Genomic DNA, 17,083 nt, shown 5'->3' with positions numbered 1-17,083 from the left:
GATAAAAAAGGATTACGGTTTAAAAAGCGGAATACGCAATTGAGCGTACGCTTCAAACCACCGCTGGAATACGATGCAGATGAATCCATCGACTCGCTGGTCGATAAAATACGGGAAGCCATCGAACAGGAACTTCCCAAAGAAAAAATGACGTGGCTCTAAAAGTCGCGGAGCGGATACGTCAGTCTAACATCCAGCGTAAGATCAGGTAGAGCGTAAACGAAAGCAGGATGGATACCGGCAGTGTCATGAGCCAGGCCAGGGCGATGTTTCGAACGGTTCCTCCCTGTAGGTTTTTAATTCCTTTGCTGGCCACCATGCTTCCGGCAATCCCGGACGACAGCATGTGGGTGGTGCTGACCGGTGCTTTATAAAGCGTCGCCAAGGCAATGGTGGTGGCCGCTACCAGTTCTGCCGAAGCACCCTGGGCATAGGTCAGGTGCTGCTTTCCGATTTTTTCACCGATGGTCACGACAATCCGTTTCCAGCCCACCATCGTTCCCAGACCGAGCGAGAGCGCAATCATCAGAATAACCCAAAGCGGAGCATAATCCGTAAACCGGCGCAGGCCCACTTTTTCGTTCAGGTTGGTTGTCAGTGTGGTTATATCCGTTGCACTCAGATCCACCTCCTCGCTTTCTATCAGCTTTTTAACGTTGTTGTTGATCAGCAGCAAGTCACGACGAACCTGTAGGCGGTCGTCCGTTTTAAATTTACCATCTTCCAGCGGTATATTAATTACACCTTGAAGATCAGTAATTTCCGCTTTGGTCTGGCGAACCCGTCGCCGGTCAGCATCCGATAAGCGAACCGTGTCGATTTTATTGACAACCTGAGAAATCTCCACCAGATTTCCGCGCATGGTCGTAGGGTCGATGTTATTGTTCAGGGCGAAATAAGCCGGCGTAATTCCGATCAGGATCAGCATGACAAGGCCCACTCCTTTCTGGCCGTCGTTCGAGCCGTGAAAAAAACTAACACCGGTACAGGTCGCGATCAGGATCGAGCGAATCCAGGTCGGCGGTGGAGCGTTTTTCTTGGGTTCTTTAAACAGGTCTTTGTTGCCAACCAGCTTCCGCAGCAGGTACATCAGGATAATGGCCAGACTGAACCCGATCAGGGGCGACAGCAGCAGAGCCTTCCCAATTTTTTCGGCTTCCTCCCAGTTGACACCACCCCGTTCGCCGGTGGTTCCCATCGTCGAAAACGCCAGGCCAACGCCCAGAATGGAACCAATGAGGGTGTGTGAACTGGAACTGGGTAAACCGAAATACCAGGTGCCTAAATTCCAGATGATGGCGCTGAAAAGCAGTGCCAGCACCATCGCAATGCTATGGTATACGTTCTGATCAACCAGCAACTCGACCGGCAACAGGTTGACAATTCCCATCGCAACGCCAATACCGCCCATTAAAACGCCAACAAAATTGCAGATGCCCGACCAAACTACGGCCACGTTGGGTTTCAGGGAGTTGGTATAAATAACCGTAGCGACGGCATTCGCCGTATCATGGAATCCATTTACAAATTCAAACGCGCAGGCAGCAAAGAGACAAAGAGCGAGGAGGATAAAAATATCCGTTTCTAATCCGAACATGCAGATACAAGTCTGTAGTACCGGGCCTTGTGAAACCCAAAACCCAATTAATTATTCCTCAAAAATACAGTAAACTTCCGAGGGCAATGTTAACTAAATGTTAAGCAATAACCGGACCGATTGTCAAAATTTTCCCGTTTTGTACTTAGCCCTGAATACTTTGTAACCTGCACAGTCGAAAAAGACGCAAAACAAATTACTGTTTCCCCGCCAGTTGTCCGCAAGCTGCGTCGATGTCTTTTCCCCGGCTCCGACGAATGTTAACCACCACGCCCCGGTCTTCCAGAAAACCGGCAAAATGGTCGAGCTTGTCTGCGTCAGTATTCCGGAAATCCGCTTCAGCAATCGGGTTGTATTCGATGATATTCACCTTAGCGGGTACCTTTTTCGTAAACTGCCACAGCTCCTTGGCGTCCTGTAAGGTATCGTTAAAATTATTGAAGACGATGTACTCAAACGTCACCCGGGTACCGGTTTTCTTGTAGAAATAGTTCAGGGCTTCGGCCAGCGCGGGCAGCGAATTGCTTTCGTTGATCGGCATGATCTGGTTGCGCTTGTCGTCGTTGGCGGCATGGAGCGAAAGTGCCAGATTGAATTTCACCTGATCGTCGCCCAGCTTTTTAATCATTTTGGCAATCCCGGCTGTCGAAACCGTAATCCGCCGGGCTGCCATACCCAGACCGTTGGGCGACGTAATCCGCTCCACTGACTCCAGCATGTTGGCGTAGTTCAGCAGCGGTTCGCCCATACCCATGTACACGATGTTGGTCAGACCGGTGCCGTAGGCGTCTTTGGCCTGCTGATCAATGGCTACGACCTGATCGACCATTTCGCTGGCTTCGAGGTTGCGTTTCCGGTCCATATACCCCGTTGCGCAGAATTTACAGGTCAGCGAGCAGCCCACCTGCGACGAAATGCAGGCCGTCATCCGATTGTCCTCATCCTTACGCAGCGCCGGAATCAGCACCCCCTCGACCAGATTACCGTCGTACAGCCGGAACGACGACTTAATGGTGCCGTCGGCGCTTTGCTGCTGCCGGGCCACCGACAGCGTGCGTACTTCAAAATGTTCCGCCAGCAACTGCCGGGTTTTCAGTGAAAGGTTGGTCATCTCGTCAAACGTCCGCACGGATCGTTTCCAGAGCCATTCCTGAATTTGTTTGGACCGGAAGCCTTGTTCGCCGTGGCTGGTCAGCCACGTTTTCAACTGGTCTTCGTTCAGTTTTCGTATATCCTGCTTTGTCGTTATCATCCTTCTTTATCTGCACGTTCCGCTTTCAGGTCGTCCGGTTTATTGTTGGACCAGCTTCGCGAAAATTCTTCTTTCTGTTTGCGAATCCAGTTCGTTCCCACCGGAATCCAGCCGGACGTTGCGTCCATGACTTTCGGCGCGATGGGTTTGACCATAGGATAGAGGTACGTTTCCTGCGTGTGTTTGATCGGCATACGTATCCCCATCCAGGTTAACAACCAGAGCATTACACTAATTCCGAAAACCCAGGTAAAAATTCCGACGGCGGCTCCGGCCAGGCTATCGAACGTGCCCAGCAGGGTATACCGCAGCGAATTCCGCAGGGAAAAACCCATGCGGTTGATCAGAAAAACCGTCGGAAAGAAAATAACGGAGAAGCCCATCCACGGTAATAACCGCCGGGCCACTTCCACACTGATGTACGGTGCCAGCAGATCAATCCCGAATCCTAAAAACTTAAATCCGACGATCATCGCTACCAAAAATGCAACAACGGCAACCACTTCTACCAGCAATCCCTTGCGGTAACCATTGTACGCACCATAGCTCAACGAGATCAGAATAACGATGTCGAGGATTTTCAAGTTTCGGGAGATGGTTTTGAATAGTTTATGGCTGAAAAGAATTGGATGGTTTACGGTTAAACGGTTATTTACGGACGTACAATGAACCCTTCAATAATCTAACCATTTTTACCCATCCAAAACCATCCGTTCTTTAAGACAGCAAATTCTTTACCATCGCCGAAATCGCTTTGCCGTCGGCCTGGCCCGCCAGTTCTTTGGTAGCTGCGCCCATCACTTTGCCCAGGTCCGACGGGCCGGATGCACCAACGCGGGCAATGATGGCCTGCAAACGGCTTTTCAGTTCCTCTTCCGAAAGCTGCTGCGGCAGGTATTTCTCGATCACGGCAATCTCGGCCAGCTCGTTCTGCAACAGATCCTCGCGGCCCTGGGTGCGGTAAATGTCGGCCGAATCTTTGCGTTGCTTAACGGCTTTGGTCAGCAGTTTAATCTCATCTTCGGGTTTCAGGTCGCCCCCGGCCGAGCCATCTTTGGTTTCTTCCAGTAAAATTAGCGATTTAATGGCCCGCAATGCCCGCAGCCGATCCTGCTCCTTGGCCTTCATGGCTTCTTTAATATCCGTATCGATCTGTTGTTTCAGCGACATATTTTTGAGTGATGAATTAAGAGTGATGAGTTAAGAATTGCTTAACCCGGAACCATTGAAAGTTGGGCAAAGTTACAAAAACGAGGGCGGCTTGTTACAACTCATCACGTATAACTCTTAATTCATCACTCAGCAAATGACTCGTTTGAGCGTAAACATCAATAAAATTGCCACGCTTCGGAATTCGCGGGGCGGCAACAATCCGAATGTGGTTAATGTAGCACTCGACTGCGAGCGGTTTGGTGCTCAGGGCATCACGGTCCACCCGCGCCCCGACGAACGGCACATCCGGTACCAGGACGTTCTGGATTTAAAAAAGGTTGTAACCACCGAGTTCAACATTGAAGGAAATCCCGACGCCCGGTTTATTGAATTGGTCACGCGTGTTCGGCCCGAGCAGGTGACGCTCGTACCCGATGCTGTGGATGCCATCACCTCCAACGCGGGCTGGGACACCCTGACGCACCGGGCCCATCTGACGGATTTAGTCAAACGGTTCAAAGATTTGGGCATTCGGGTTTCCATTTTCGTGGATGCCGACGAGCGGATGGTTGAAGGTGCTAAAGAGGTAGGTACCGACCGGATTGAGTTATATACCGAACCGTATGCTACTCACTACGCCGAAGACCGGGCAGCCGCCGTTGCACCCTTTGTTAAAGCCGCTCAGGTTGCCAACAAATTGGGGCTGGGCCTGAACGCCGGTCACGACCTGAGCCTGGAAAACCTGCGGTATTTTCAACAGGCGATTCCTGGTCTGCTGGAAGTTTCGATTGGTCACGCGCTCATCAGTGATGCACTTTATTTCGGCCTGGAAAACACCATTCAATTATATTTGAAACAGTTAGAAGAATAAAGAATTGAGACAAAAGAGTAAAGACTTAACCAAAGCGGTTTTAGTTACTCTCTTGTCTTTACTCTTTTGTCTCATGTCTCCCTTCTCGTGTCTTTCTATATGATTCAATCCGTCGAAACGCCCCATGCTCCGCTTCCCGCCGGGCACTACGCCCAGGCTACGGTCTGGAACGACCTGATTTTTGTATCCGGTCAGCTGCCGATTCATCCCGTTACAAAGGAAAAGATTACCGGGTCAATTGACGAGCAAAGCCGTCAGGTGCTGGAAAACATGAAGGCCATTCTGGAAGCTGCCGGAAGCGACCTGAACCACGTTCTGAAAACAACGGTTTACATTGCCGACATAGCACTCTGGGATCAGGTTAACGCGGTATATGCCGACTTTTTTGGGGAACACAAACCCGCCCGCGCGGTGGTACCGACCAACCGGCTACACTACGGTTTTCTGATTGAGATCGAAGCCGTGGCGGTGCGGAGAGCGAATCAATAAGAGAACCGGCCCGGTGTGCATACCGGGCCGGTTTTAAGTAATTCATTAAAGCGAATAATTCCCCCGGTACTGCCGCTTTACAAACTGATTGGCGTAATCGAAGTTGGTGATTTTCATGCTGGCACCGTCCCAAAAGAGTTTTTTACGACCGGGGAAGTTGTAACCGCCGTCAGCCCTGGCTTCCCGGTGCATGTAACTGCGCGTCGCCAGATTGCCCATCAGGACGGTTTCGGTCAACGGACCAGCCTCCTCAAACGACGAACTCGTGTAAGCGCCGTACCCCTGCTTGCAGGCTTTTACCCACTGCTGCTGATGTCCCTCCGTTTTGCCTTCGACCAACGGTTTTTCGGGACCGGGCAGCTTTTTACCGTCAAATTTTTCTTCCGGGAACAACCGTGGATTATTGCCAAACAACTCCGCCACCAGAATGCCCTTGCTGCCAATGAACATCATCCCGCCGTCGATACTCGTGAATACTTTCTCGTACGGAATGCCTTCCGGAACCTGCGGACGAATACCGCCGTCGTACCACGAAAACCTGATTTCCTTTACCTTACGGTTGTCCGACGGAAAGGTCAGGTGAATAGCCGATGAAGGCGGACAAACATCGTCGTAAAAGGCTTCCTTGAAAAAATCGGCGTACACCGACCCCACACTGCATTCCACTGAGGTGGGGTATTTCAGTTTCAGTGCCCGGAACGGTACATCCATGAAGTGGCAGCCCATATCGCCCAGTGCGCCGGTTCCGAAATCCCAATACCCGCGCCAACGGGTTGGCATATAGGCTTCGTGGTACTTGCGAAACGGAGCCGTTCCCAGCCACAACTCCCAGTCCACTTCCGAGGGCACCGGCTGCGATTCGCCCTTGTCTTTCGGCGACCGAACCCCCTGCGGCCACACCGGTCGGTTGGTCCAGCAGTTGACGGTATGCACAGGGCCAATCACGCCCTTCTGAATCCAGGTTTCGATTTTGCGCGTGTCATCCCCACTGCTGCCTTGGTTGCCCATCTGCGTCACCACCTTATAGTTACGGGCGGCTTCGGTCAGCATCCGGGCTTCGTAAATGTCGTGCGTCAACGGTTTTTCGCAGTACACATGCTTGCCCAACTGCATGGCCGCCATCGCAATTGGCGCGTGCATATGGTCGGGTGTTGAGATGATGACCGCATCGAAATTCTTCGCTTCTTTATCAAATAGCTCACGGTAATCCTTAAAATACGGCGCTTGGGCGAACTGGGCACGGTATTTCCTGGCTTGCCGGTCGTCAACATCGCAGAGTGCCACGATGTTGTCCGAGCCGTTGTTGTAAGCCAGACGGATGTTCACGTTGGCCTTTCCACCGCAACCAACAGCGGCCATGTTCAGCTTATCGCTGGGTGCCACAAAGCCGGGCCCACCCAGTACATGACGCGGTACGATGGTGAAACCAGCAGCCGCCAGAGCGCTTCCCTGTAGGAATTTTCGACGCGAGAGCGATGAGAATTTCATGAGGTCAGAAGTTGAAATCAGACGTGGTTACATCCTAACTGAGTTTCTGGCCAATTTTCATGGCAAGGCCCATATCACCCTGCACCTTCAGCTTGCCAAACATAAAAGCCGTCATGGGATTCAGCTCGCCCGTACCCAGTTTCTGTAAATCGCTCAGCGAGACTTTGATCGTGCTGTCCGCTTCGGCATCTTCGTTGGAAACCACCGGGGGCGACTGACGCCCGTCGATGTAGATAACTCCCTGATCGGTCGCCAGTTTGACTGTTGCATCAAAGCCGCTGTCTGTGCTAACCCGGCGCCGAATCTCTTCTGTAAAATCCTGTAAAGTCATGCGTATGGTTTATGTTGAATCAAATCACGAATAATTAGAACAATAGTTAATAAAACTAGCGGCTTTTTCGGTAAAAATATGCAGAATACCGAAATTTTTAGTAAGTTCAAACCCGTTAATTACCCTTTGAACAACGCTGTTTTTTTCGTGCGGATGGAGAAAAGGTCCGAAATGTCTGATTATGTGTAGATACATTCATGTTCTGCCATTTTTTGCCATTTAAGGCTTTTTACCTTTCTATTGGGCATAAACAGAGCCTTAATACGCTTTCAGGACAGGCAATTACGGTTTTCTCCTTTAGTAAACGGGAGATTGTAAAAGAGTAGGAGCCGAAAGCGGAGGCTGAAACGAAGCGATTACTGTTGACTAATTCGTTAGTTTATTTGTCTGATAATCATACTTTGCTGGACATTTGCTAAAAACGTGTATCCAGGATGCAAGCTGAACAAACACTTCTTCGACAACTCCGAAATGCTGACCCAATGGCCTTTCGGCGTGTTTATGATCGGTATGTGCAACGAATTTATTATTTTGCAGTAAGCATCCTTAAATCCCCGGAAGCAGCTCAACAGGTTGTGCATGATGTGTTTACGTCGCTTTGGGAACGTCGTCATACGCTCGACGAAGACATTCCGCTGAACGGTTACCTGTTTACCATGACATACCGCCTGGTACTGGTAAGTTTTCGCGAGCGGCACAGTCAATGCCAACCCAAAGAAATTTTACAGCGCCTGACCACGCAGTCGGGTTCGAATACGGAAGAAGAGGTACTTTATCAGGAGCTGGAATTATTGTATCAGCAGGCGGTTGCCCAACTCCCCTCCCGCCGTCGCGAAATCTACCTGTTGAGTCGGCACGAAGGGTATACTTCGCAGCAAATTGCCGACCGCATGAGTCTTTCTACCCAAACCGTCGATGATCACCTGAATCAGGCTTACAACACCCTGGGTAGTTATTTTGAACAACATACCTATTAAATTGTAAGGAATCGGTTGAATGGATTGCTCCGCACACGTACTGGCGCAACTGTTTCCTCAACCGATCCGTCACTCATTGAAATGGAGGATTTGCTGGTTAAATACGTTCGGAACGAATGCAACCCTGAGGAGAAACAATGGGTGATTAGCTGGCTGCAAAACCCGGATAACGAAGCTTACCTGCGCGGCCTCATGCGCAGGCAATGGAATAATCCCTGCGTTACTGCGGTCGATTCTCCTGACTGGCAGCGGATGTGGGCAGGCATTTCCGAGCAAACCAAACACCTGCCCGACGAACCCGAACCTCCGCTATACCGCACGGTATGGCAGCGGGTGATCCGGATTATCATCTGGGTGATGTGCATCATCACCCTTGGCTTCAGTGTCCGGCTTCTGCGTCAGGCACAATTACCCGCAGATGCCATCTACCAAGCCGGAGATAAGCCGTACAAGCGAGTTCCATTGCCGGATAAATCAACCGTTATCCTCAAAAAAAACTCCTCAGTCAGGGTTTCTTCCGACTGGTCGGGGCCCAACCGTCAAATCTGGCTCAACGGAGAAGCCGTGGTACTGGTGGCCAAGCAACCACTCAGTTTTCGACTACAGATTCATACCGGCAACCACGTGGTAACCGAAACAGAAGAAGGCCGGGTATATGTTAACCGAAAAGAGGAATCGACCCAGGTTATTGTTGAACAGGGCAAAGCAAACTTTATTCTCCAGGATGAGGGCCTGTTGGGCAAAATCAAAGCGTATGAATTAAAACAGGGCGAGATGGCTGAATACAATGAGAAATCAACCCAACTGATTCGTCGCCATAGCAATCTCTCTGCTTACTCTTTCTGGCCCAAAGCCAACTAACGTTACGTTGCTTCGCCGGAACAGGTCTATCGCCACACGGTATTACAGGCCCGTCAAGTGTTCAGTGGCCGGAACGACGGTCAGCACGCGTTGTGTAGAACGCTCCAGAATACCCGACGTTTTGACCTGAAACGATTTTTCAACGGTTTCGCTCCCACCCGTAATCTGTAGCGTATACGTGCCATCTGTCATGGCGCTCATGTCAAACCGTTGACGGTATTTGTCCTGGCTTCGGGGCATGGTTTCCGAAAATACAACCCGATTTCTCTCGTCGAGCAGCCGCACGACAATCTTGCATTTGGGATCGTTTTTTTGAATGTTCATCCATAGCTTCAAAGGGTTCGACGACGGATAAGTCGCTACCAGAAAGGGCTTGTTATCGGAGTTGTTTTGCGCAAAGGAAGTGCTTCCTGCCAACAAAAGGGCGCCCAGAAAAAGGGCATTGACCGTGCGGACAATCGTTTTCATAGTGTTCGTTAGATTTGTTGTTTACTGATCTAAAATCACCGAAAAGATGTAGCACACCCGTCCCCGGAGCGGTATGTTAGGAGCAATGGCTGAAAAAAAGGATAAACGGTTGTATAAGATCTTCAACCGGGATTCGGCGGATTACGAAGAATAACGACGAAGCTGTCCAGATCGCTCAAATCTGTGTAATCCAGGTTAGAACGGCACCGGGTTACTCAACATAATTCAAATCCTTCCCGTAGGTTTCATCAAGCGTCGCCAGTGACCAGAAGCTAATGAGAAAACAGAGCAGCGCCACAACAGCCGCGGACCCAATTACGCCCACGGACGGCTTAAGCGATTGGAAAAGCGGAATCGTTAGTAAAGTAGTGGCCCGCACGTTGTTGGCGATGGAGGTAGTAGCCGTCGAGCGTAGATTGGTTCCGAAGTGCTCCGCCGAGACGGTTAAAAACAGGGCGATATAGCCAATTGAAAACCCCAGGATGACGCAAACGGCGTAAAAGAGCGAAATCGACGTAATACCGGCAAACAGATAAATCCCCACAAAAACCAGATTGAGGAGCATCAGCGCCCCGATGGCCCGCCGACGGGATTGAAACCACTGACTGAGAGGGCCACTGATCAGATCACCCACCCCCATGCCGATGTACGTAAACATCACGACGCGCCCCGGGTCAACCGGTTCCGTAATACCCAGGGCTTCCGCAAATTCGTTACTGAATGTTGCCAGAATACCGATGACAAAGTACGTCGGAACGGCCAAACCCATGCACCGCAGATACGTTAAAAGCCGTTTTCGGTGGGTAAACAACGACCAAAAGTTACCGCGCTGAACGGTTTGTTCTTTCATCCTGAGAAACATCCCCGACTCAAATACCGACACCCGGAGCAAAAGCAAAACCAGCCCCAGACCGCCCCCAATGAAGTAGGTCGTCCGCCAGTCGAACAGCACGACGGTAAAGTAGGCAACCACGGCTCCAAACAGCCCTACACCCGCTACCAGTGAGGTTCCGTAGCCCCGGAGTTCTTTCGGCAAGATTTCGGAAACCAGGGTGATACCCGCCCCTAGCTCGCCAGCCAACCCCAGACCGGCCACAAACCGCAGGAGCGCGTAGGTATTGGCGTCCTGCACAAAACCGCAGGCAATATTGGCAACGGAATACGTAATGATAGAACCAAAGAGAACCGAAAGCCGCCCCCGTTTGTCGCCCAGAATACCCCACAAAACGCCCCCTAGCAATAATCCGGCCTGCTGCCAGTTCAAAACCGTTCCGCCAATGATGGATACCTGTTTTCCGTCCAGTCCCAGATCTTTCAGGCTCGGTACCCGGACAATGTTGAACAGAAGCAGGTCGTACACATCTACGAAATAGCCCAAAGCGGCCACGATTACCGGAATCGAAAACAGCGGCCGGAAAGACCCGGCAGGAGAAGCAGCATTCATACAAGCGGAAGAGAGGAGCTTTACTCCTCCAGATAATTCAGGTCTTTACCGTGGGTTTCAGGAATGGTCAGGATGGAATAAAAACCGATGGCAAAACTGAGAATGCCAACCACGATTCCGGCATTGATGACATCGACCGACGGTTTAAGGTAAGTATACAGGCTCGTCATGAGAATAACGATTCCGCGCACCATGTTCGGTACCGTCGTGGCAGCCGTTGCCCGCAGGTTGGTTCCGAATTGTTCGGCCCCGATGGTTACAAACATAGCCCAGTACCCAATACCGAAGCCCATTGCCAGGAAATACATATATAGACCATTCACCGTTTTGGGAACGGCAAAGATGTAAATCAGGCTGACCAGCAGAGTAAAACCCATCAGTAAGGCCACGGCTTTTTTGCGTGACTGCAATCCCTGACTGATAAGGCCGCTGGCCAAATCACCAAACGCCAGCCCCACGTAGCACCACATGATGGTCAGGCCCGGTTTGACGGGTTCCGTAATGCCAAACGCATTTCCGAACTCATTGCTGAACGTCGCCAGAATACCAATGACAAACCAGGTGGGAAGCCCGATACCGATGCATTTCATGTAGCGGGAAAACCGGCTCCGGTTGGTAAAGAACGCCATAAAATTGCCCTTTTGAACGTGTTTCTGCTCGGCTACGTCGGTAAACATTCCGGATTCGATTACGCCAACGCGCAGCAACAACAGGCCAATTCCCATGGCTCCGCCTACGAAAAAAGCGTTTTGCCAGTTAAATAATTCGACGGTAAAATAGGCAAATACCGCCCCAAACAGCCCGACCCCGGCCACCAGCGACGTTCCGATGGCCCGCAGTTGCTTCGGCAATACTTCCGAAACGAGCGTAATACCGGCGCCTAGCTCACCGGCCAGCCCAATCCCGGCAATGAAGCGCATCAGGGCGTAGTAGTCGGTCGGATCCATAAACGTAACCTTGTCGATGAAACCGCAGGCAATGTTGGCGATGGAGTAGGTCACAATGGAGCCGAAGAGAACCGAGAGCCGACCGCGTTTGTCGCCTAAAACGCCCCAGAGAATACCGCCCAGGAGCAAACCACCCATTTGCCAGTTGATGATGTTGGCCCCCACGCGGGAAATCTGCTCGTCGTTCAAGCCGAGATCTTTCAGGCTCGGAACGCGAACGATGCCAAAGAGCAGTAGATCATAAATGTCTACGAAATAACCTAAAGCGGCTACAATAACGGGAAGACCGAATAAGGATTTATAGGATACTTTCGGCGGGGGAGGAACAGTTGACTGCATTCGTTTGGCAAAAAAAGATCAGGAAAAAATAATAGTTGGCAAGTTACCGATTTAGCCACATTTGATCAAGTTATTGGCAAAGGTAGCATGGAATCCAACCTGTTGTTTACCAAGACGAAAAAATCGTCAGGTGGTTTTTCTGAATAGTAAAAACGGTTGTGGCGGTTGCCAACGCCCAGACCTTCAGAGCGATTCTCGAAAAAATAAAGAGTTGCTGAATCAGAAACAGAAGCGCGATTGCCGCCCAGCCACCGGTAACAATCCACGAATCGAGCAGAAAATAGATCGCAAAGCAGATTGCACCGACGCCGTTGAGCAGCAAATAATTGCCGAAAGCTGCGCGAACGTGGGAGAGCACGAACCGCATGGCTTCCCGGAAAGCGGGCAAGGCGTGGGTTTCGTTCCGCCGAAACAGCAGGATTTTGGCATAATCGCCAACACAAAGCGTAAACAGGACCGAAAGACCGAATAGCAGCAAACAGGCCAGCGCAAAATAACTCAGTTCCTCTTCGTTCAGCGTCTCACTCAGCGCCAGTCCGCCGAGTCCGCCCAGTAGCAGAAAGACGACACTGAGCAACAAAATAAAACCGGCTACGCACAGAAATAAACGAAAAAACCGCCCGAAGCTCTGCATACTGGCAACCAAAAACCAGCTTGCCTGAAAGGTTTGCCGCCGATCGGTTGCAGAAGCCAATTGCCGCAACATACCGCCCGAAAAAAACACGCTGATCAGCAGGTAAAGCAGGCCCAGCCAGAACCCGACGGTCAGTAAAGAATCTGTAGCCGCGCCGTGGCTGTGCCGAAAATCGGAATAAACCGTAAAATCAAAGCCGTTCAACAGTTTCAGGTATTCGAGCGAAGTGCCCATTTCGCGCCGGAGCGTCGCATAAGCCGGTAACAGCACCAGTAAGCTCATCAGAAAATTAACCCCATAGAGCCACAGCACCATGCGCCAGGAACGTAAAACAAGCGGGAAGGCACCAGCAACTATCATTCTGTTTCTATTAAATACACCTCTTTTTTCTATACCAGCCACGCCAGCCACTGCATCCAGTTTTGCGCCCAGAACATCAGTTTTGCGGCATATTTAGCCGCCGGGCTGGCGGGTGGCCGGATGGCGAAGCTGTTGTTATTCAGATTGATGTCCATGTAAATCTTCTGTTGCGGATCCACTTTAGCCCACTCAGCCTGGCTGGGTTGCGTCAGGGTAAAGGTGTGAGCGCTGGCTTTTCCGTTCCAATGCAGGAGTTTTTCGCTGCCATCTTCAAAATGCACCAGCACCTCAACGGGCAGTTGTGCATCACCCCGCCGATAAACCGTAATGGCCGAACGGTATGCATTGCCCTGACGAACACTCCTCACCGCATGTAACTCATAATCACATACCTGCGTGCCATAAAGCACCTGATCGAAAAACCAGTTCAGGTTCGGCCCTAACCGGCTGCCGAGCCGTTTCGCGACCACTTCGTTGACAATCGCGATAAAGTTTTTGGCGTTGGGATGTTTGAATTTCCAGCGGTTGAAGTACGTCCGCATGATTTCGTCCATCACCGGGCGGCCCACCAGACCGTCGAGCGTCCGCATCCAGGTGGCCGGTTTAAAATACGTCAGTTCACCGTAATAGGCGTCGGGCAACTGCCAGACATTGCCAAACGAGGGCGCAATGGCCGGGTGATCGAGGTGAACGTACGAATTGCGCGACACTTCCAGATTGCCCACCCGGTACCCAAAAAGATCCGTTAGGGAAGATTTCGGCCCGTAGGTTTCGTCCATAATCCGGCCTTCGTAATACTGGTTGAAGCCTTCGTCCAGCCACGCTTCCTCAAATTCGTTGGTCGCCAGCAACTGCATAAAGTACTGATGTCCAAACTCATGAATGACAACCTGCTCCGGCACCCGCACACCCGCGGGTAGCCCCCAGCTTGTTCCGGCGGTAATAAAGGTCGGATATTCCATACCACCCGCCCCAAGCCCCGACATGGGCGGATCAACAATGGTAAGCGTGGTAAACGGATAACGGCCCAGATGCTTATCAAAATAAGCCAGAGCCACCTTGGCCGCATCGATGTGCCGTTGTGCCTGACTGGCGTGCTCGGGCTGCATCAGAACGCGGATGGCCACGTGCCGCCAGCGGTCGTCGAAAACCGTAAAAGCCGTGGAAGCCGTCCAGGCAAAATCGACGACATCTTCGGCCCGCCAGCGCATGGTTTTGGTTCCGTTGGCGTTTTGCCGTTCGCTCTTTAGCAAACCCGTGGCGCCCACCCGAAAGTTTTGAGGGACCGTTACGGTTACGTCATAAACCCCATAATCGGCGTAAAACTCCGAATTGGCGTGAAACTGGTGGCAATTCCACCGCCCGGGCGAGGCTACATAACGGGTTCCGGGCGGTTCATAAACGCCAATTTTCGGGAACCACTGAGCCACCAGAAAGAAGTCATCGCTGTATCCCGTGCGGGCAAAAATCCGGGGCAACCTGGCGCGAAAGGCCATATCAATCGTGATACGCTGACCGGGGCCCAGCGGCTGGCTGAGCGGCACGCTGATCACCGTGCGGTCGTCGGCATTGGCATCATCGGGCTGAATAAACTGGTATTTGCCGGTTAGCACCTCTGTCTTTCCCGACGCTTGCCGGGCCTGCATCGACAGAATATCAATCCAGCCGTACGATGCCTCATCGTTTCTCTTAATAAAAGCCCCCCGCAACTGACCACCCGATTCACGCATGAACGTTGACTGACCGTTGCGAAATGCGTTTAAATACAAGTGAAATTGCAGTTCATGAATGACTTCATTCGACGGGTTTGTCCAGACCAGCGTCTCCTTCCCTGTCAGATATTTGGTATCGGTATCAAGCTGAACGTCTAGCTGGTAGTTGGCCAGACGCGGACTAAGCGGCACGAATTGAGCCTCCGCCGTCCGGACAAACCAGAGAAGAAAAAAAACGACGGTCCAGGTCCCGCTGCTCATCCTTTTGACCAGCTTTATTGATTTTCCCGAACCCGAATCGGCACCACGGCTTCGGTATTGTCCCAGACCAGCATCATATCCGTTCCGCCCGACTGCGGGGCAAAGCTGATGTAAAACTGTTCGGCCACGGCATTGCGTTTGCGGGCTAAGACCGGTACCCGCAGCACATCCTTCGTCTGGTCGTAATCCGTACCCCACTGGCCGGTTTCGCGGTTAAAAATCACAATCCAGTTGCCTTCTGATGGAATGGTCCAGAGTGAATACTCCCCTTCGTCGAGCGGCTGTCCGGCCACCGTTACGTTCTGATCCAGCGTAATGATCGTTGCTTCGTTCGCACCCGTCCGCCAGACCTGACCGTAGGGAACAATCCCCCCGAAAATTTTACGTCCTTTTTTATACGGCTGGCAATATTCTACTTTCACATAAACGCCATTCTGGTTAATTTCGGCAGTGGCCTCCGGACTCGCCGATTTGGTGTACGAACGAATGCCCCAGAAAGCGACCAGAACAAGCACCGCCAGGGCGCCAATAATCCACAAAACTTTTTTCATACATCAATTACGTTTGGATAGAGAGCAGGAAAGTTATAAAAATTTGTTGGGTTGCGGTTTTCTAACTCTATGATAACTTGCAACAAAAGCCGTGAACCATTAAAACCGTCTGGATGCCAGCGTAAGCCGGTTTTGCATCCGTCAAGCCCTAAACCGATACCGTTTGAAACCGAATAAATACCTGCTTTTCCTGGTGATAACCGTTGTGGCTTACGGGCTGTTCGAATATTATCGTCCGAAACCCATCAACTGGAGTCCGACATACATCAACCAGGACAAAATTCCATTCGGTACGAAGGTAGTATTTGACCTGTTGCCCGATCTCATGAACCAGCAGCCGGTGACGAGCCTGCGACTGCCGGTGTATAACCATCTCGCTAGTAGCGCCCTGCCCGCCCGCAGCAACTACATTTTTGTCTGCCATTCGCTTCAGCTAAACCGCCCGGACCGGCAGAAATTACTGGCGTACGTCAAGCAGGGCAATACGGTTTTTCTGTCGGCGTACGAATTTCCGGATTCGCTGGCGATGCTGCTGGGCTTCCGGGCCGTCCTGAAAGCGCCCACCCTGCGCGACACAACGCTGGGTATGAACTTCACCAATCCGACGCTGAAAGCCCGGACCGACTACCGTTTCCGGCACGACGACGGGCGGAATTTTCTGGTTACGACGAAAGCCGCTAACACCACGGTTCTGGGCCGCAACGCCCGCAATGAACCCATCTTTCTGAAAATCCGCTACGGTAAAGGCAATTTTTACATCCACAACCTGCCGATTGCCTTCACCAACTTTTACGTTCTTGACCCTGCCACCGCCGATTACGCCTACAAAGCCCTGTCGTATCTGCCCCCGCAGCCAACCTACTGGGACGAATACCAGAAACAGGGCCGGTTCAATGCCGATGAGCAGTCGCTGCTGCGTTACGTGATTTCGCAGCCACCGCTGGCCTGGGCTTATTACCTGACCGTCATTGGTTTGCTATTATACGTTCTTTTTGCGGGCAAGAGAACCCAGCGCAGTATTCCCGTTATTGAACCGCTGAAAAACACCTCGCTGGAGTTTGTTCAAACGGTTGGTCGTCTATACTATCAGCGGGCCGATCACGGCAATCTGGCTCAGAAAAAAATCCAGTATTTATTAGCCTTCATCCGCGAAAAGTTTGGCCTGAACACGGCCATACCCGACGAAGATTTTAAACAGACGCTGGCCCGCAAGAGTGGCGTTCCGGAGCCGGACGTTCAGGCTCTGTTTCGCCAGATTGCCTTTTCGCAGCAACAGGTCATGAGTGAATACGATCTGCTCCGGCTAAACGAATTAATTGAAAATTTTTATACCAATGCGAAAGCATAAC

Annotated in this window: 18 protein-coding genes; 6 read left to right on the top strand and 12 right to left on the bottom strand. The window is 51.5% G+C overall.

All coding sequences use genetic code 11. The features are described from left to right. Nucleotides 1-39 precede the first annotated feature (39 nt). Nucleotides 40-162, top strand: a complete 123-nt coding sequence (locus LX87_RS29315; protein ID WP_310587866.1) for a hypothetical protein — start codon at nt 40-42, stop codon at nt 160-162. Between the two features lie 19 nt (nt 163-181). Here the strand turns inward: LX87_RS29315 and LX87_RS00675 are convergent, their stop codons facing one another. The 4 genes from LX87_RS00675 to LX87_RS00660 form a co-directional block, all read right to left on the bottom strand. Then, on the bottom strand, nt 182-1,597 hold the full coding sequence (locus LX87_RS00675) for an inorganic phosphate transporter (protein ID WP_111626256.1): 1,416 nt from the start codon (nt 1,595-1,597) through the stop codon (nt 182-184). Between the two features lie 196 nt (nt 1,598-1,793). Continuing rightward, complete coding sequence (rlmN, locus tag LX87_RS00670; protein WP_111626255.1) at nt 1,794-2,849, bottom strand: dual-specificity RNA methyltransferase RlmN; 1,056 nt, start codon at nt 2,847-2,849, stop codon at nt 1,794-1,796. Then, nucleotides 2,846-3,433, bottom strand: a complete 588-nt coding sequence (locus tag LX87_RS00665; protein ID WP_211325260.1) for a CvpA family protein — start codon at nt 3,431-3,433, stop codon at nt 2,846-2,848. The genes rlmN and LX87_RS00665 overlap by 4 nt, the downstream gene beginning before the upstream one ends. Before the next feature lie 133 nt (nt 3,434-3,566). Beyond that, nucleotides 3,567-4,019, bottom strand: a complete 453-nt coding sequence (locus LX87_RS00660) for a GatB/YqeY domain-containing protein (RefSeq protein ID WP_111626254.1) — start codon at nt 4,017-4,019, stop codon at nt 3,567-3,569. Between the two features lie 136 nt (nt 4,020-4,155). On the opposite strand from LX87_RS00660, the gene LX87_RS00655 reads away from it, so the two are divergent. Both LX87_RS00655 and LX87_RS00650 read left to right on the top strand, forming a co-directional pair. Further along, the gene (locus LX87_RS00655) at nt 4,156-4,872 is read left to right on the top strand and encodes a pyridoxine 5'-phosphate synthase (protein ID WP_111626253.1); all 717 of its coding nucleotides are present in this window, start codon (nt 4,156-4,158) and stop codon (nt 4,870-4,872) included. A 99-nt stretch (nt 4,873-4,971) separates the two neighbouring features. Beyond that, the gene (locus LX87_RS00650) at nt 4,972-5,361 is read left to right on the top strand and encodes a RidA family protein (RefSeq protein ID WP_229310501.1); all 390 of its coding nucleotides are present in this window, start codon (nt 4,972-4,974) and stop codon (nt 5,359-5,361) included. 45 nt (nt 5,362-5,406) lie between these two features. Here LX87_RS00650 and LX87_RS00645 read toward each other — a convergent pair whose 3' ends face one another. Together LX87_RS00645 and LX87_RS00640 are read right to left on the bottom strand one after the other, a co-directional pair. Further along, nucleotides 5,407-6,849, bottom strand: coding sequence for a Gfo/Idh/MocA family protein (locus LX87_RS00645; RefSeq protein WP_111626252.1), 1,443 nt, complete (start codon nt 6,847-6,849; stop codon nt 5,407-5,409). A gap of 34 nt (nt 6,850-6,883) precedes the next feature. After that, a complete protein-coding gene (locus tag LX87_RS00640) occupies nt 6,884-7,180 on the bottom strand; it encodes an SCP2 sterol-binding domain-containing protein (RefSeq protein ID WP_111626251.1) in 297 nt (98 codons plus the stop codon). 434 nt (nt 7,181-7,614) lie between these two features. On the opposite strand from LX87_RS00640, the gene LX87_RS00635 reads away from it, so the two are divergent. Together LX87_RS00635 and LX87_RS00630 are read left to right on the top strand one after the other, a co-directional pair. Then, nucleotides 7,615-8,157, top strand: coding sequence for an RNA polymerase sigma-70 factor (locus LX87_RS00635; RefSeq protein WP_111626250.1), 543 nt, complete (start codon nt 7,615-7,617; stop codon nt 8,155-8,157). Nucleotides 8,158-8,181: 24 nt separating this feature from the next. Beyond that, on the top strand, nt 8,182-9,018 hold the full coding sequence (locus LX87_RS00630) for a FecR domain-containing protein (RefSeq protein ID WP_170139285.1): 837 nt from the start codon (nt 8,182-8,184) through the stop codon (nt 9,016-9,018). A gap of 42 nt (nt 9,019-9,060) precedes the next feature. On the opposite strand, the gene LX87_RS00625 is transcribed toward LX87_RS00630, so the two are convergent. The 6 genes from LX87_RS00625 to LX87_RS00600 all read right to left on the bottom strand — a co-directional run bounded on the left by LX87_RS00625 (nt 9,061) and on the right by LX87_RS00600 (nt 15,734). Further along, nucleotides 9,061-9,486 (bottom strand): T9SS type A sorting domain-containing protein, encoded by a 426-nt coding sequence (locus tag LX87_RS00625; RefSeq protein WP_111626248.1) that lies wholly within the window; start codon nt 9,484-9,486, stop codon nt 9,061-9,063. 211 nt (nt 9,487-9,697) lie between these two features. Next, nucleotides 9,698-10,930 carry an MFS transporter gene (locus LX87_RS00620; RefSeq protein ID WP_111626247.1) on the bottom strand — a complete coding sequence of 411 codons (1,233 nt, stop codon included), beginning with the start codon at nt 10,928-10,930 and terminating at the stop codon, nt 9,698-9,700. Nucleotides 10,931-10,950: 20 nt separating this feature from the next. Further along, a complete protein-coding gene (locus tag LX87_RS00615; RefSeq protein ID WP_111626246.1) occupies nt 10,951-12,216 on the bottom strand; it encodes an MFS transporter in 1,266 nt (421 codons plus the stop codon). A gap of 106 nt (nt 12,217-12,322) precedes the next feature. Beyond that, nucleotides 12,323-13,210: a hypothetical protein gene (locus LX87_RS00610; RefSeq protein ID WP_146624408.1), complete on the bottom strand. Its 888-nt coding sequence runs from the start codon at nt 13,208-13,210 to the stop codon at nt 12,323-12,325. 29 nt (nt 13,211-13,239) lie between these two features. Then, nucleotides 13,240-15,183: a M1 family metallopeptidase gene (locus LX87_RS00605; protein WP_111626244.1), complete on the bottom strand. Its 1,944-nt coding sequence runs from the start codon at nt 15,181-15,183 to the stop codon at nt 13,240-13,242. 14 nt (nt 15,184-15,197) lie between these two features. Next, the gene (locus tag LX87_RS00600) at nt 15,198-15,734 is read right to left on the bottom strand and encodes a DUF2911 domain-containing protein (protein ID WP_111626243.1); all 537 of its coding nucleotides are present in this window, start codon (nt 15,732-15,734) and stop codon (nt 15,198-15,200) included. A 163-nt stretch (nt 15,735-15,897) separates the two neighbouring features. Here LX87_RS00600 and LX87_RS00595 point away from each other — a divergent pair, with 163 nt between their 5' ends. Further along, on the top strand, nt 15,898-17,082 hold the full coding sequence (locus tag LX87_RS00595; RefSeq protein ID WP_111626242.1) for a DUF4350 domain-containing protein: 1,185 nt from the start codon (nt 15,898-15,900) through the stop codon (nt 17,080-17,082). The last annotated feature ends 1 nt before the right edge of the window (nt 17,083 follow it).

This window comes from Larkinella arboricola, from assembly GCF_003259745.1.
Classification (GTDB): domain Bacteria; phylum Bacteroidota; class Bacteroidia; order Cytophagales; family Spirosomataceae; genus Larkinella; species Larkinella arboricola.
The sequence above is the reverse complement of the archived record's forward strand: the minus strand, read 5'-3'. Positions and strand labels throughout refer to the sequence as shown.